This is a genomic window from Cellulosimicrobium funkei, assembly GCF_001019615.1.
GTDB classification, from domain to species: Bacteria; Actinomycetota; Actinomycetes; order Actinomycetales; family Cellulomonadaceae; genus Cellulosimicrobium; species Cellulosimicrobium cellulans_E.
Window position 1 is genome coordinate 44,096 of sequence record NZ_JNBQ01000022.1, and the last position, 15,116, is coordinate 59,211.

Annotated in this window: 15 protein-coding genes and 1 riboswitch; of the genes, 8 read left to right on the top strand and 7 right to left on the bottom strand. The window is 74.8% G+C overall.

Annotated elements, in window-relative coordinates; all coding sequences use genetic code 11:
- Positions 1-181: 181 nt before the first annotated feature.
- Positions 182-667 carry a hypothetical protein gene (locus FB00_RS14380; RefSeq protein WP_156186418.1) on the top strand — a complete coding sequence of 162 codons (486 nt, stop codon included), beginning with the start codon at positions 182-184 and terminating at the stop codon, positions 665-667.
- A gap of 24 nt (positions 668-691) precedes the next feature.
- Here the strand turns inward: FB00_RS14380 and FB00_RS14385 are convergent, their stop codons facing one another.
- From FB00_RS14385 to FB00_RS14395, 3 genes are all read right to left on the bottom strand, one after another.
- On the bottom strand, positions 692-1,414 hold the full coding sequence (locus FB00_RS14385) for a class I SAM-dependent methyltransferase (RefSeq protein ID WP_047233610.1): 723 nt from the start codon (positions 1,412-1,414) through the stop codon (positions 692-694).
- 155 nt (positions 1,415-1,569) lie between these two features.
- Entirely contained in the window at positions 1,570-2,820 is a 1,251-nt protein-coding gene (locus tag FB00_RS14390; protein ID WP_197088818.1) for an O-succinylhomoserine sulfhydrylase, read from the bottom strand.
- Positions 2,817-3,308: a rhodanese-like domain-containing protein gene (locus FB00_RS14395; protein WP_082141338.1), complete on the bottom strand. Its 492-nt coding sequence runs from the start codon at positions 3,306-3,308 to the stop codon at positions 2,817-2,819. The genes FB00_RS14390 and FB00_RS14395 overlap by 4 nt, the downstream gene beginning before the upstream one ends.
- A 265-nt stretch (positions 3,309-3,573) precedes the next feature.
- On the opposite strand from FB00_RS14395, the gene FB00_RS14400 reads away from it, so the two are divergent.
- From FB00_RS14400 to FB00_RS14410, 3 genes are all read left to right on the top strand, one after another.
- Positions 3,574-4,155: a hypothetical protein gene (locus FB00_RS14400; protein ID WP_197088819.1), complete on the top strand. Its 582-nt coding sequence runs from the start codon at positions 3,574-3,576 to the stop codon at positions 4,153-4,155.
- Between the two features lie 45 nt (positions 4,156-4,200).
- Positions 4,201-4,316, top strand: a riboswitch (SAM riboswitch).
- A 35-nt stretch (positions 4,317-4,351) separates the two neighbouring features.
- Complete coding sequence (locus tag FB00_RS14405; RefSeq protein WP_047233612.1) at positions 4,352-5,788, top strand: aminotransferase class V-fold PLP-dependent enzyme; 1,437 nt, start codon at positions 4,352-4,354, stop codon at positions 5,786-5,788.
- 114 nt (positions 5,789-5,902) lie between these two features.
- On the top strand, positions 5,903-6,550 hold the full coding sequence (locus tag FB00_RS14410; RefSeq protein ID WP_082141339.1) for a GNAT family N-acetyltransferase: 648 nt from the start codon (positions 5,903-5,905) through the stop codon (positions 6,548-6,550).
- Positions 6,551-6,633: 83 nt separating this feature from the next.
- Here FB00_RS14410 and FB00_RS14415 read toward each other — a convergent pair whose 3' ends face one another.
- Positions 6,634-6,807 carry a CsbD family protein gene (locus FB00_RS14415; protein ID WP_047233613.1) on the bottom strand — a complete coding sequence of 58 codons (174 nt, stop codon included), beginning with the start codon at positions 6,805-6,807 and terminating at the stop codon, positions 6,634-6,636.
- 92 nt (positions 6,808-6,899) lie between these two features.
- On the opposite strand from FB00_RS14415, the gene FB00_RS14420 reads away from it, so the two are divergent.
- Positions 6,900-7,553 (top strand): GNAT family N-acetyltransferase, encoded by a 654-nt coding sequence (locus FB00_RS14420; RefSeq protein WP_047233634.1) that lies wholly within the window; start codon positions 6,900-6,902, stop codon positions 7,551-7,553.
- A gap of 51 nt (positions 7,554-7,604) precedes the next feature.
- Positions 7,605-7,835 carry a hypothetical protein gene (locus FB00_RS14425; RefSeq protein WP_047233614.1) on the top strand — a complete coding sequence of 77 codons (231 nt, stop codon included), beginning with the start codon at positions 7,605-7,607 and terminating at the stop codon, positions 7,833-7,835.
- On the opposite strand, the gene FB00_RS14430 is transcribed toward FB00_RS14425, so the two are convergent.
- The 3 genes from FB00_RS14430 to FB00_RS14440 are packed head-to-tail and all read right to left on the bottom strand — an operon-like array spanning position 7,819 to position 11,798.
- Positions 7,819-8,919 carry a MaoC/PaaZ C-terminal domain-containing protein gene (locus FB00_RS14430; protein ID WP_052877694.1) on the bottom strand — a complete coding sequence of 367 codons (1,101 nt, stop codon included), beginning with the start codon at positions 8,917-8,919 and terminating at the stop codon, positions 7,819-7,821. The two genes, FB00_RS14425 and FB00_RS14430, sit on opposite strands and share 17 nt — an antisense overlap.
- Complete coding sequence (locus FB00_RS14435; protein ID WP_047233615.1) at positions 8,916-10,352, bottom strand: 3-oxoacyl-ACP reductase; 1,437 nt, start codon at positions 10,350-10,352, stop codon at positions 8,916-8,918. The genes FB00_RS14430 and FB00_RS14435 overlap by 4 nt, the downstream gene beginning before the upstream one ends.
- A gap of 27 nt (positions 10,353-10,379) precedes the next feature.
- Positions 10,380-11,798, bottom strand: a complete 1,419-nt coding sequence (locus FB00_RS14440) for an acetyl-CoA C-acetyltransferase (RefSeq protein ID WP_082141340.1) — start codon at positions 11,796-11,798, stop codon at positions 10,380-10,382.
- A 255-nt stretch (positions 11,799-12,053) separates the two neighbouring features.
- Here FB00_RS14440 and FB00_RS14445 point away from each other — a divergent pair, with 255 nt between their 5' ends.
- Together FB00_RS14445 and FB00_RS14450 are read left to right on the top strand one after the other, a co-directional pair.
- Positions 12,054-12,908 (top strand): TetR/AcrR family transcriptional regulator, encoded by an 855-nt coding sequence (locus FB00_RS14445; RefSeq protein ID WP_231581864.1) that lies wholly within the window; start codon positions 12,054-12,056, stop codon positions 12,906-12,908.
- Positions 12,905-15,037, top strand: coding sequence for an acyl-CoA dehydrogenase (locus tag FB00_RS14450; protein ID WP_047233617.1), 2,133 nt, complete (start codon positions 12,905-12,907; stop codon positions 15,035-15,037). Before FB00_RS14445 ends, FB00_RS14450 begins: the two co-directional genes overlap by 4 nt.
- Positions 15,038-15,116: the final 79 nt, after the last annotated feature.

The following is a 15,116-nucleotide window of genomic DNA, read 5'->3' on the forward strand; positions in this document are numbered from 1 at the left end:
AGGACCCCTGTCGGTGGTGGCGGACCGGTCGTCGCGCCCTGCCGGTCGGCCGAGCGCTACGAGGAATCTACGAGGTGCGTCCCACACCGTCGAACCGCCGTCCACAGGTCGCCGGGGACTACGGTGTCCGCACCGCACGTGCGCGCATGCCCCGGCGGAACCGGCACCCGAGGGAGGCCTGATGCGGCAGCGGAGGACGACGGCCGTGCTGTGCACGATCGCCGACGGCGCCGCGCCGGGCACCGTCGCGGCCGCGTGCCGCGGCGCGCTCCTGGCGCTGCGCGACCGGGTGGCACGGCTCCAGGTCGACGTGTACTCCGACGAGCCGTGGCCACCGGACGCGACGCACGCGGTGCACGCCTTGGACGAGCTGCGCCGCGCACGACGCGGACGCCTGGCCCGGCGCTTCGGGTGGGAGCCCCCGATCTCGCTCGCGCTCGACCCGCGCGACGACCGCGAGCTCGACCTCGCCCTCGCCGTCGCCCCCTCCACGATCTGCGGCTCGGGCTTCGACGAGCACTGGACGCTGCTCTGGGACGTGAACGACACCGGGACGTCGGTGACGTTCTCGCTGCTGCCGCACGAGCTGGACGCGGTCCGGTCGCACGTCGCACGGTCGGGCGGGCGCCCGGAGGATGTCGTCGTGCTGGGCGACCGTCGCGGCTGACGCGCGTGGGAGCGCTTCGCGCGCTCAGCCGCGCCGTGCGACGAAGACCCACTCGCGACCCGGACGGTCGGGCGCGTCCCGGACGTCCACGACCTCGAACCCGCACGCCACGAGCGACGTCTCGACCTCGTCGCGCTCCCGGAAGCGCAGCGTCGAGTCGGTGTGGAGCGTGGTGCCGTCGGGCAGCACGGTCGTGTCGTGGAAGGACACGAAGGGGAGCGACACGTCGGTGAGGTCGGTCCACGACTCGACCGGGCCGACGTCGGACACCTCCACGCGCGTGGTCGTCACCTCGCGGACCCACCCCTCCCAGGCCCGGCGGGCGGGGACACGGGTCTCGAGCACCAGCCATCCGCCCGGCACGAGCACGTCGTGGACGCCCCGAAGCGTCGCGGTCCACGCGTCGTCGGTGAGGAACACCTGCGCGACGTTCGCCGTCATCGTCGCGAGGTCGACCTGGAGCGGGGGGAGCGCCGTCGCGTCGCCGTGCAGCCAGCGCACGCGCTCGGCGCCCGGCTTCGTGCGGGCGACGTCGAGCGACGCGCCCGCCGGGTCCACGCCGACCACGTCGAGCCCGCGCTGCGCCACGAGGCACGCGAACGTCCCGGTGCCGCACCCGATGTCGAGCACACGGCGCGCACCGAGCTCGTCGACGATCGCGACGTAGGCGTCGAGGTCGCTGCGGTCGGGGTCGAGCGGGTCGTAGAGAGCCGCGAGGCGGGGGTCGTCGAAGATCGCGTCGGGCACCCTCCGACGCTACGAAGGGTCGGCGCAGCCGGTCCACGCCTTTGCCGAGCGCCACGTGTCGACGATGCACCCGCTGCCCGCTGCCCGCTGAGCACGTGGTCGTGGCCCGTCCCGACGCCGGGACGGGCCACCACCGCATGCTCGGCGGGAAAGGGTCAGGCGTTCAGCGCCTGCTCCACGTCCTCGATGACGTCGAGCGGGTCCTCGAGGCCCACCGACAGGCGCACGGTCGTCTCCGCGATCCCGACGGCGGCGCGGCCCTCGGGGCCGAGCTTGCGGTGCGTCGTGGTGGCCGGGTGGGTGACGAGCGACTTGGCGTCTCCGAGGTTGTTCGAGATGTCGACGACCTGGAGCGCGTCGAGGAACGTGAACGCGCGCTTCTTCGCCGTCTCGGGGTCGGTGCCCTCGGGGACGGCGAGGTCGAACGTCACGACCGTCCCGCCGCCGCTCTGCTGCGACTGCGCGAGCTCGCGCTGCGGGTGCGACGCGAGGAACGGGTACCGCACACGGCCGATGCCGGGGAGCTGCTCGAGCGCCTCGGCGACCTGCGCCGCGGCGGCGTTCTGCGCGGCGACGCGCACGGGCAGCGTCTCGAGGCCCTTGAGCAGGACCCACGCGTTGAACGCCGAGAGCGAAGGCCCCGTGTTGCGGATGAACGTCTGCACGGGCCCGGTGACGTACTCCTCGGTCCCGAGGATCGCGCCGCCGAGCACGCGACCCTGGCCGTCGATGTGCTTGGTCGCCGAGTACACGACGACGTCCGCCCCGAGCTCGAGCGGCTTCTGGAGCAGCGGCGTCGCGAACACGTTGTCGAGGACGACGACCGCGCCCGCGGCGTGCGCGAGCTCGCTCACGCGCCGCGCGTCGACGATGTCCTGCATGGGGTTGGACGGCGTCTCGAAGAACACGACGTCCGCGGGCGTCGAGAGCGCCTCCTCCCACTGGGAGAGCACGTGCCCGTCGACGTAGTCCGTCCGCACGCCCCACTTGGCGAAGATCTCGTCGAAGATGACGATGCTCGACCCGAACAGCGCGCGCGCCGCGACGATCCGCGACCCGGAACCCACGAGGGCGGCGAGCGACGTGAACACCGCGGACATGCCCGACGCCGTCGCGTAGCACGCCTCGGCGCCCTCGAGCAGGCGCAGGCGCTCCTCGAACGCGTGCACGGTCGGGTTGCCGTAGCGCGAGTAGACGAACCGGTCGAGCTCGCCCTTGAACGCGGCCTCGGCGTCGGCGGCGCGGTCGTACGTGTAGCCCTGCGTGAGGAACAGCGCCTCGGACGTCTCCTGGAACTCCGTGCGGTGGTGCCCGCCGCGCACGGCGAGCGTCGCGGGGCGAGCGCTCGCGGGCAAGGGCTTGCGGCCGGAGCCGCCGGGCACGCTCCCGGGCTGCGCGGCGCTCACCGGGCGGCCTCGTCGTAGGTCGTGGTGGGCAGGCCGCGGACCTTCCAGCCCTCGACGTCGCGCAGACCGGAGAAGCCCTGGGCGCCCTCGAAGCCCTCGAGCACGTTGTACGACGGCCCGAGCCCGGCGGCCGTGGCCGCGCGCGCGGCGCCGATCGAGCGCTGGCCCGAGCGGCACAGGAACACGACGGGACGCTCGTCGCCGGGGGTGAGCCCGGCCTCGACGAGCTGGTCCAGGAAGCGCGGGTTGGGCCCGGCCGGGGTCACCCACTCGTCGAACACGACGTCGCGGGCGAGGTCCGAGGCGTCGGGGACGCCGATGGTGCGCCACTCGCCCTCGGTGCGGACGTCCACGAGGACGGCGCGCTCGTCGCTCGTCAGCAGGTCCCACGCCTGCTGGGGGGTGAGGTCGCCGGCGTAGCCGACGGCGGGTCGCGCGTCGGGCGGCGCCGGCCGGGATGCCGACTGCTGCTGGGACTGGTCGCTCATGAGTCCTCCTCCATCGATCGTGGCAGTAGCACCCTGCGCCCGGCCGTCTCGCGACGGACCGGGGGGTTGCTGCGGCGTCGACGTGCCACGTCACTCGGCCGCTCCGGATGGTTGCTCGGGATCGTACGCCACCCGTCCGACGCGCGGAACGCCCGTCTCGCCGAGCGGCCCGTGGGCTGGGTGCCCGACGTCGGACGGTCGCGCTAGCGTGGCCGCGCGGCCGGGCGGGGGTCCCGGCGGGCAGGGCGACGGGCAGGGGAACCGGATGTGGACCAGCCGGCGACGGGTGCTGGGTGCGGTCGTGGTGGCGGGCGTCGTCGCCGCGGGCGCCTGGCTGTGGGTAGCGACCGGCGACGAGGAGCCGCCGCCGCGCGTGGCGAGCGTCCGTCCCGTGGAGGACGACGCCCTCGACCCGGCCGGGAGTGCGCGCATCGTCCTGGTCGAGCCGGACGTCGGCTCCCCGGCGCCGCTCTCGCCCCGGTCGGCACCCGCCGACGTGGCGACCGTGGGCGAGCCGGTAGACCTCGCGGAGCTCACCGTCGGCGGCTACGAGGGGTGGTGGAGCGGCGACGGCGACGGCGCCGCCTGCGACGCGTTCGCCGTCGCCCACCCCGAGGTGGTCCTGGTGAGCACGCGGTCGGCGCAGCCGCTCGAGGCGTTCGTGAACGGTACGAGGCTCCAGGGCGTCCCGAACGGCATGCTCGGAGAGCCCGCGGAGTGGCCTGCCGACTCCGTCGTCGTGCTCGACGCCCGCACCGGCGAGGTGCTCGACGCGTTCGAGGTCGACGAGTCGGGGTGGCGCCTCGAGGTGCCCGTGGACTGTGTCCCGCCATCCGAGACGCCCTGACCACCGGTTGACACGGCGCGTCCCGCGCGCACATCCTGGGACGCAGGTCATGAGTGCCAGCGTGAAACCCCGGTTTGCTGGCCGGCAACCCTCCTCTCGCGGCGGGGTGCCCCGGGTGACGACCAGGCCGTACGCCGACCGGCGCGCGGCAAGCGCGGGGATCACCGTCCCCGGACCGCCCTCGGAGGACTGTGCCATGACTGCTCTCGCCGACGTCTCGTGTCCGACCGAGGTCTCGGGAGCCCCCGACCTCGCGGCGGTCGCCGACGCACCCGCCCTGCTGCTCGTCGTCGGCGCGGACACGCTCGTCCCGCTCGTCGACGGCCGTAGCGTCCCCTACGCGAACCTCGACGTCGCGGCCTCGGCCCCGGCGCTGCGCTCGGTCGCGGACCGCGTGACCGAGGTGCTGCCGCTCTACGCGAGCGTGCACCGCGGTGCGGGCTACCTCTCGCAGGTCTCCACGGCGCTCTACGAGGCGTCGCGACGCACGATCGGCGCGTTCGTCGGCGCCCGCGAGGACGACGTCACGGTCGTCACGCGCAACACCACCGACTCGCTCAACCTGCTCGCGGGCTGCGTCCCGGCGAACGCGGACGGGACTCCCGGGCGCGTGCTCGTCCTCGACGTCGAGCACCACGCGAACCTGCTGCCGTGGCAGCGCGCGGGCGGCGCGACGGTCCTCGCCGGCGGCGCGTCCGTCGCGGAGACGCTGTCCGGCTTGCGCACCGAGCTCGCGCGCTTCCCGTACGCCCTGGTCGCCGTGACCGGCGCGTCGAACGTCACGGGCGAGTCGCTGCCCGTCGCGGACGTCGTGCGGATCGCGCACGACGCCGGGGCGCGCGTCGTCCTCGACGGCGCCCAGCTCGTCCCGCACCGCGGCTTCTCGCTCGCCGCCTCGGACGTCGACTACGTCGCGTTCTCCGGCCACAAGACGTACGCGCCGTTCGGCGCGGGCGCGCTCGTGGGCCGTCGCGACTGGCTCGACGCGGGCACGCCGTACCTCGCCGGGGGCGGCGCGGTGCGGCAGGTCGCCGTCACGGGGACGCAGTGGCAGACGGCGCCCGCGCGCCACGAGGCCGGGTCGCCCAACGTCGTGGGTGCCGCGGCGCTCGCGGCGGCGTGCGACGCGCTCGCCGCGCTCGACCCCGCCGACCTCCACGTGCACGAGGCGACGCTCCGCGCGGCGCTCGTCGCCGGGCTGGAGGCGGTCCCCGGCGTGCGGGTCGTGCGGGTCTGGGAGGACGCCGTCGACCCGGTCGGGGTCGTCACGTTCTCCGTCGACGGTCACGACCCGGGCCTCGTCGCCGCGTACCTCTCCGCCGAGCACGGCATTGGGGTGCGCGACGGCCGGTTCTGCGCGCACCCGCTGCTCGCGCGCCTCGGCTACGACGCGGGCGCGATCCGCGCCTCGGTGGGCGTCGGGACGACGGGTGCGGACGTCGTCCGGCTCGTCGAGGCCGTGCGGTCGTACGTGGAGCAGGGCCCTGCGACGCGCTACGAGGTCGTCGACGGCTGCTGGGCCGTGGCCGACGACCCGCGCCCGGTGCCCGTGGGCTCGGGTCTCGAAGGCCTCTTCGCGACCGCCGCGGCGGGCTTCCTCGCCGACGCCGCGGGGTGCGGCCCCGCCGTCTGACCCGGCGCCGGCGGGACCGCCGGGACAGCCGTTCACCGAGCCGTCGACGAGCGTTGTCCACGACGTCGACGAACCCTCTTGGCGGCGTCGTCCGCGTGTGCTCTGATATGCGCTGTGCTGCACGACGTCGTCCTCTCGGGGCACGGTTTCCGCCTGGAACCGCTGGCCCTGGAGCACGCTGAGACACTGGCCGGCCTCGTCGACGAGGCGATGTGGTCAGGCATGAGCATCCCCATGCCCTTCGGGGTCGCGGGGATGGCCGAGCTGGTGGCCGCGACACGCGCCGCCCCCGACCTGACGGGCTTCGTCGTGCGCGCCGCCGGACCCGACGGGGCCCCCGGTGACGTCCTCGGCAGCACGGCGTTCCGCGACCTGTCGCTCGTCGACCGCCGGGTCGAGGTCGGCCGGACGTTCTACGCCCGCTCCACGTGGGGGAGCCTCGTCAACCCCGTGACCAAGTGGCTGCTGCTGCGGCACGCGTTCGAGACGTGGGACGTGCACCGCGTCGGCTTCCGCGTCGACACGCGCAACACGCGCTCGCTCGGGGCCATGCGCCGGCTCGGGGCGTACGAGGAGGGCGTCATGCGCGGCCACCGCACCGCCCCGGACGGGACGCGCGCCGACTCCGTGATGTTCTCGATCCTCGCGCCCGAGTGGCCCACCGTCGAGGTCGGACTGCTGGAGCGGATCAACGCCCCGCGCGTCGTGCCCGTGCTGGCGCCACCGCTGCCGCGGGTGGACCTGCCGCTCGCGGCGTCGTGACCGGGCGGTCCGCGAGCAGGCCCCGAGAACGCCGCGAGGGCCCCGCCGCAGCGGAGCCCTCGCGAGCAGATCAGGGGCGGTGACTAGCGGTCGAACGCGTCCTTGACGTCGTCGCCCGCCTGCTTCACGTCGGCCTTGGCCTGGTCCTTCTTGCCCTCGGCCTCGAGCCGCTCGTTGTCCGTGAGCTTGCCCGCGCCTTCCTTGAGCTTGCCACCCGCCTCCTCGGCGGCGTGCTTGGCCTTGTCTCCGAGTCCCATGAGTGCTCCTCTCGTCGGTACGTGCTCGACCGTAGGCACGTGCCGGGTCACTCGCACGCGGTCGGGCACCCGGCGTGTGGTGGGATGTGCGGGTGCAGCACGACACCACTCTCGAAGGCTTCGGCGTCCGCCTCGTCCCGCTCGACGAGAGCCACGCCCCCGCGCTCGGCGCGCTCGTCGACGACGGCATCTGGGCCGGCATGTCGAGCCGCGTGCCCGCTGGGACCGACGCGATGAGCGGCTACGTCCGCGACGCCGTCGCCGCCCCCGGTCGGCTCGCGTTCGCCGTCGTCGGCGCGGGGTCCGGTGACGCGTCCGACGGCGCGGAGGTCGTCCGCGGCTCGACGTCGCTCTACGAGTGGGTGCCGTCGCAGGGCAGGGTCGAGCTGGGCTCGACGTTCTACGCGCGCGAGTGGTGGGGCGGCGTGACGAACCCGGCGTGCAAGTACCTGCTGCTGCGGCACGCGTTCGAGGACCTCGGCGTCGCGCGCGTCGCGTTGCGGGCGGACGCCCGCAACAGCCGCTCCATCGGCGCGATCCTGCGCCTGGGCGCCGTGCCCGAGGGCGTGCTGCGCAGCCACCGCGTCGCACCCGACGGGTCGCGCCAGGACACCGCCTACTTCTCGATCCTGCTCGACGAGTGGCCGACCGTCCGCGACGGCCTGCTCGCGCGCCTCGACGCGCTCGTGGGCTCCGCACCGACGGAGCCTGTGGACAACGGTTCGGGGAGGCCCGTGCACCGCTAGCGTGCGACACGCCCCGAGCGTCGAGGGCGTCGACGAAGGGGGCCGCACGCCATGCACCACGAACCGCCCGACCTCGGTGCCGTCGCGTGGCTCACGATGCTGCTCCCCGTCGCGAGCCCGTACTGGGCCGCAGCCGTTCTCGGGTCGCTGTTCGCGGCCGCCGTCGAGGTCACGTCGGTGTGCGCCGCGCTGGGGCGCGACGTGCGTGACCACGCCCGGGCCGTCCGGCAGGCGCGCCGGTCGGCCCGGGCGGCGACGCGACTCGTCAGGAGCGAGGCGTGACCCGACCCGAGAGGTGCAACCGGCCCTTGCCGTCCCACGCCTGGTAGACGACGCCCGTCGTCGGGTCGCCCGCGCCGTCGGGCTCGGCCGGGGCGACCTGCCCGACGGCGTCCCGCACCGCGGCAGGAACGTCGCCCGCGGGGCGCAGCGCCACGTCGACCGTGCTCGGCAGCAGGACCGGCTTCGCGAACGTGACGGTCCAGTCGTACGTGTCGCCACGTCGCGGCCCCGCCTCGGCGAGCGCCCGCGCGGCGGTGTACATCCCGTGCGCGATGGGGCGCGGGAACCCGAACGCCTTGGCACCGAGCCCCGACGTGTGGATCGGGTTGCGGTCGCCCGAGACGGCCGCGTACGCGCGACCGGTCCCCGCGCCGAGCGACCAGCGCGCCGTCGGGAGCGGGGGGACGAACGCCTCGGTGCCCGACGCCGCGGTGGCGTCCTCGTCCACCGGGCCGCCCGGGAGCGTGACGCCCTTCGCGAGGTACGTCGAGACGCCCCGGTAGGCGAGCGTCGTCGCCGACAGCCCGCTCCCGGACGCGCGCTCCTCGTCGGTGCGCTCGACGGCGACCTCCGTGACCAGGTCCACCTGGACCCCGCGCCGGTGCGGACGCAGCCGCTCGGCCCAGGCGCGCACCTCGAGCGTGTCCCCGAGCCGCACCGGACGCAGCACGGACACCGAGTTCGCGAGGTGCACCATGCCGAGCAGCGGCAGCGGGAAGTCGGTCCGGACCATGACGGCCGTCGCGAGGGGGAAGCCGAGCACGTGCAGGTACCCGGCGGGCAGGACCTCCGACGGGGCCTCGCCCACGAGCCGCGCGTACCGCGCGAGGTGCGCGGCGCTGCCCACGTGGCCGGGCGCGGCGGCGTCGCCCGTCGGCACGCCCGCGACGCGGTACGTGACCTCGGGCAGCTCCAGGTCACGACGCCCGCCGCCCGCGGGGAGGCGGTGCGCCGCCGCGATCCGGCCCGACGCCGCGAGCCCGCGCACGTACAGGCCGCCGAGCCCGGGGATCGTGGGCAGGGTCTCGACGCGCGCGGGCGCGACGCGCGCCGGGCCGGCCGCGGTGCCGTCGGGCGCCGTCACCGGCCCACCACGTTCTGCCCGCACACGCGCAGCACCTGCCCGTTCACGCCCGCGGCCGCGGGCGACGCGAGGAACGCGATCGCCTCGGCCACGTCGACGGGCTGACCGCCCTGCTGGAGCGACGCGACGCGCCGCGCGACCTCGCGCTGGACGAACGGGATCGACGCCGTCATGTCCGTCTCGATGAACCCCGGCGCGACGGCGTTCGCCGTCCCGCCCGGACCGCCCGACGCCGCGAGCCGGCGCGCGAACGCGCGCGTGTGCCCGATGACGCCTGCCTTCGAGAACGCGTAGTTCGCCTGGCCGCGGTTGCCCGCGATGCCGCTCGTCGACGCGAGCGACACGATGCGCGGCGCGGAGGAGAACCCGTTCGCGCCGAGGAGGTACTCGGTGATCCGGAGCTGCGCGGCGAGGTTCACCGCGACCACCGCGTCCCACTTGTCCGCCGACATGTTGGCGAGCAGCTTGTCGCGCAGGATGCCCGCGTTGTGCACCAGGATGTCGAGCCCGCCGTGCCGCGCGCGGGCGTGCTCGAGGATGCGCGCGCCCGCGTCGTCGGCGGTCACGTCGAGCTGGAGCGCCGTGCCCTTGATCTCGTTCGCGACCTTGGCGAGCGCCTCGCCCGCCGCGGGCACGTCCACCACGACGACCTTCGCGCCGTCGCGCGCGAGCGTCCGCGCGACCTGCGCCCCGATCCCGCGCGCCGCGCCCGTGACGACTGCGACCTTGCCGGCGAGCGGCTGGTCGGACACGCCGGCGTGGGTGCTCGGGTCGGCTCCGGCGGCCGTCTCACCGGCCGAGGTGGAACCCTGGTCTGCCGAGGGTGAACCCTGGGCGCTCGGTGCGCCGGCGTCGACCTGGAGGAGCTGGCCGTCGACGAACGCGGACCTGGCGGACAGGAAGAAGCGGAGGGTCGCGAGGACGCTCGGGCTGTCGACCGGGGCGTCGTCGGTCACCTGGATGCCGTTGCCGGTCGCGCCGTAGCGGAGCTCCTTGGCGACGGAGCGCAGGAACCCGTCGACACCCTCGCGGGCGGCGGCGAGCTCGGGGGAGTCGCTCTCGGCGGGGGCGCGCGAGATCGTCACGACGCGGCCGTTCGGCGCGAGCCGCCGGAGCGTCGCGGAGAGCGCCATGACGGGCGCGGACGCGTCCTCCGGACGCTCGATCCCGCTGAGCACGACGACGACCGCGCCCCAGCGGGTCGTGTCGTCCGGGGTCTGGCGGACGTCGAGGTCCCAGGCGAGCAGGGCCTCGGCGACGCGGTCGGCGTCGTCGCGCACCCCCGGCGTGCCGCCGAGCACGAGCACGGGCCCGACGGTGAGGGGGTCGCCCGCACGGAAGCGGCGCAGGACCGCGGGGCGCGGGAGGCCGAGCTTCTTGGCGAGCGTCTTCGTGAAGCCGGAGTTGACGGCCTGGACGTAGGAGTCGGTCACGGTGGTTCCTCTCGGGTCGTCGGGCCGTCAGGCGGGGGCGTCGGTCGCGGGGACGGACTCGAGGATCGCGGCGACGCCGAGGCCTCCCGCGGCGCACACGGAGATGAGCGCCCGCGCCGGGGCGCCGGTCTCGGCGGTCTTCGCGGCGAGGAGCTTGGCCGCCGTCGCGACGATGCGGCCGCCGGTCGCGGCGAACGGGTGGCCCGCGGCGAGCGAGGACCCGTTGACGTTGAGGCGCGAGCGGTCGATCGACCCGAGCGCGCCGTCGAGACCGAGCTCGGTGCGGCAGTACTCGTCGTCCTCCCAGGCCTTGAGCGTCGTGAGGACCGTGGAGGCGAACGCCTCGTGGATCTCGTAGAGGTCGAAGTCGGCGAGCGCGAGGCCGTTGCGCGCGAGCAGGCGCGGGACGGCGTGGGCCGGCGCCATGAGCAGGCCCTCGTGACCGTGCACGAAGTCGACGGCCGCGGTCTCGGCGTCGACGACGCGCGCGAGCAGCGGGAGGTCACGCTCGCGCGCCCACTCGGCCGAGGCGAGGAGGACGGTCGAGGCGCCGTCGGTGAGCGGGGTCGAGTTGCCCGCCGTCATGGTCGGCTCGGCGTCGTCGGCGCTGCCCGAGAGGCGCTTGCCGTACACCGGCTTGAGCGCGGCGAGCTTCTCGAGCGACGAGTCCGTACGGAGGTTGTCGTCGCGCACGAGCCCGCGGAACGGGGTGACGAGGTCGTCGAAGAAGCCGGCGTCCCACGCGGCCGCGAGGTGCTCGTGGCTCGCGAGCGCGAGCTCGTCCTGCGCCTCGCGCGTGATGCCCCAGCGCGCCGTCGTGATCGCCTGGTGCTCACCCATGGACAGGCCGGTGCGCGGCTCGTCGGTCGCGGGGGTCAGGGGGGCGAGGTCGGAGGGGCGCACCTTGGTGAACGCCTTGACGCGCTGGCCGAACGTCTTGGCGTGGCTCGCCTCGAGCAGCGCCCGGCGCAGGCCCTCGCTCACGGCGATCGGCGCGTCGGACACGGTGTCGGAGCCGCCCGCGACGCCCGACTCGATCTGGCCGAGGCGGATCTTGTTCGCGACGGTGATCGTCGCCTCGAGGCCGGTCGCGCACGCCTGCTGCAGGTCGTACGCGGGGGTCTCGGGGGAGAGGGACGAGCCGAGCACCGACTCGCGGACGAGGTTGAAGTCGCGCGAGTGCTTGAGCACCGCGCCACCGACGACCTCGCCGAGCCGCTCTCCCTGGAGGCCGAAGCGCGCGACGAGGCCCTCGAGCGCGGCCGTGAACATCTCCTGGTTGCTCGCCGAGGAGTACTTCTTGCCCGCGCGGGCGAACGGGATGCGGTTCCCGCCCACGACCCACGCGTCGCGGGGGGCGCCGGGGGCGCTGGTCGTCGGAGCCTGCTCGGGGGCCCTCTCGGAGGACTGCTCGGGGGTCTGGCGGGGGCTGGTGCGGTTGGCCACTGTGCCTCACTTCCTGTCCGTGCTCGCTGCGCTGCGTCGGTCCCGGCCCGGGGAGGGAGCCCCTGCGCGAGTTCGACGGCGATGCCGCAGTCGATGCCGCGCGGAGGCGAGGGAGAGGGCCGGCTGGTGTCCAATACCAAGAGTACCTGATACTCTCGGTTTCGTGAGTCGGGTCACAGGGCCGTGCCCTGCCCCGACACGGTGCCGGAGGACCAGGCACCGACGACATCGAGGTCGGGCGCAACGGAGGGCGACGTGAACACAGGTGCCGACGCGCGAGCGGCCACCCGAGGACGGGTGCAGCCGGGCGCGGCGGTGGACGGCCGGTCGACCCGCTGGGACGAGCACCGGGCGGCACGCCGCGCGGAGCTCATCCGGGCGGCGAGCAAGGCCGTGCACCGCGGAGGTCCCGGGGTCTCCATGGACGAGATCGCGGCGGCGTCGGGGACGTCGAAGTCGATCATCTACCGCTACTTCGACGACAAGACCGGCCTCCAGGTCGCGCTCGGCTCCGCCGTCGTGGGGCAGATGCACGACGCGCTGACCCACGCGGCCGAGTCGGCCGAGACGCCCAAGCGCGCGCTGCGCGCGATGGTCGGCGTCTACCTCGAGATGATCGAGAGCTCGCCCAACGTGTACTACTTCGTCACCCGGACGAGCGCCGTCGCGGGGACGGAGGAGCCCGCCGCGCAGCTCGCCGCGAGCGGCATCACCAACGGGGCCGCCGGCGCGAGCCGCGCGCCCCTCGCGGCGTTCCTCGACTCGGTGATCGAGCTCGTCGCCGAGCCGTTCGCGCGCGTCACCGACGTCTCGCCCGCCGACGCCGCGGCGTGGGCCGCGGGTGCCGTCGGGTTCGTGCGCGGCGCCGGCGAGTGGTGGCTCGGCCACCGCGACCGGGCCGACGTCCCCGACCGTGAGCAGCTCACCGAGCGCGTCGCCGCCTGGCTCTGGGCCGGGCCCGTCGGCGTCCTCTCCCACAACCCGGGTACCCCCCGCTCCCACGACGAACGGCCCACGGCGCCCGCGACCCGTCGCGACGGCGTCCACCGCCCCGTCACCGACCGCCCTGAGCACCCGGCGACCGCCTCAGACCTCAAGGAGATCCCATGACCGCCACGTCCGACCGTCCCGCCCTCGTCCAGCGCGCGTCGACCACGGGTGACGCGAGCACGACGCCGCAGGGCGACGCCCGCGTCGACGTCGCCTCCCTCGAGAAGCTCCTGCTCGGCCGGTGGGCCGACCTGCGCGCGACGGCGCGCGCCACCGCGGGCGAGGAGGCGTTCCAGCGCATCGAGGGCCTGACCCTGCGCGAGCACCGCGAGCGCGTGCTGGAGCAGATGCGCCTGCTCGTCGGCAAGGGGCAGGTCTGGCGCGGGTATCCCGAGCGCCTCGGCGGCGCCGACGACGCGGGCGGCAACCTCGCCGGGTTCGAGGAGCTGGTCGCGGCCGACCCGTCGCTCCAGATCAAGGCGGGCGTCCAGTGGGGCCTGTTCGGTGCGGCGATCCTGCACCTCGGCACCCCCGAGCAGCAGGACCGCCTCCTCCCGGGCGCGATGGACCTCTCCGTGCCCGGCGCGTTCGCGATGACGGAGATCGGCCACGGGTCCGACGTCGCGAGCATCGCGACCACGGCGACCTACGACCCGGAGACCGAGGAGTTCGTCATCCACACCCCGTTCCGCGGGGCGTGGAAGGACTACCTGGGGAACGCGGGCGTGCACGGCGTGGCCGCGGTCGTGTTCGCGCAGCTGATCACGCAGAACGTCAACCACGGCGTGCACGCGTTCTACGTGCCGATCCGCGACACCGCGGGCGAGCGCGACGAGCTCGGTCGCCTGCCGTTCCTGCCCGGCGTGGGCGGCGAGGACGACGGGCAGAAGGGCGGGCTCAACGGCATCGACAACGGCCGCCTGCACTTCGACCACGTGCGGGTCCCGCGCGCGGACCTGCTCGCCCGCTACGGCTCGGTCGATGCGGACGGCACGTACTCGAGCCCGATCGAGAGCCCGGGACGCCGGTTCTTCACGATGCTCGGCTCGCTCGTGCAGGGGCGCGTGTCGCTCGACGGAGCCGCGGTCACCGCGTCGAAGCTCGGCCTCGCCATCGCCGTGCGGTACGCGAACGAGCGCCGTCAGTTCACGGGCGCGAGCGCGACCGAGGAGGTCGTGCTCCTCGACTACGGCACGCACAAGAGGCGCCTGATCGTGCCGATCGCCGAGACGTACGCCGCGCACTTCGCGCACGACCGCCTGCTCGACCTGTTCCACTCCGTGTTCTCGGGCGAGGAGGACACCCCGGAGCAGCGGGAGGACCTCGAGACGACGGCCGCCGCGCTCAAGGCCACCAGCACGCGGTTCGCGCTCGACGTGCTCCAGGAGACGCGCGAGGCGTGCGGCGGGGCGGGCTTCCTCACGACCAACCGCATCACGAGCCTGCGCGCGGACCTCGACGTCTACGCGACGTTCGAGGGCGACAACACGGTCCTGCTCCAGCTCGTCGCCAAGCGCCTGCTCGCCGACTACGGCAAGCAGTTCAAGGGCATCACCCCGGGCCAGATGGCGCGCGTCGTCGTCGAGCGCGCGGGCGACATGGCGCTGCACCGCACGCCGCTCAAGCGCGCGGCGCAGGCGCTCGCCGACGTCGGGGACCCGCGCCGCGCCGCCGGCCACCTGCGCGACCCCGAGACGCAGCGCGCGCTGCTCACCGACCGGGTCGAGACGATGGTCGCCGACGTCGCGCAGGCCCTGCGCCCCGCGCAGAAGGCCGACCCCGAGACGGCGACGAACCTGTTCAACGCCCACCAGGTCGAGCTCGTCGAGGCCGCCCGCGCCCACGCGGAGCTGCTGCGCTGGGAGGCCTTCACGCAGGCGCTCGAGACGATCGAGGACGCGGGCACGCGCGAGGTCCTCACGACGGTCCGCGACCTGTTCGGCCTGAGCCTCGTCGAGCGCCACCTCGCGTGGTACCTGCTCAACGGCCGCCTCTCGGCGCAGCGCGCCCGGACGGTCACGAGCTACCTGGACCGCCTCATCGACCGGCTGCGCCCCCACGCGCAGGACCTCGTCGACGCGTGGGGCTACGGCCCCGAGCACCTGCGCGCGACGATCGCGACCGGCATCGAGAAGGAGCGCCAGGACGAGGCGCGCGACTACTACCGGCGCCTGCGCGCGAGCGGCGACGAGCCGCGGAGCGAGAAGTCGCTGCGCAAGGCCGCGAAGGGCGGCCCGCAGGCCCGCTGACCGGCCCGACCCCGAACGTCCTCGGCACAGTAGCGGAGCGGTACCGCCGCCGAGGTCAGGCCCGGGCGGCACGACGTCC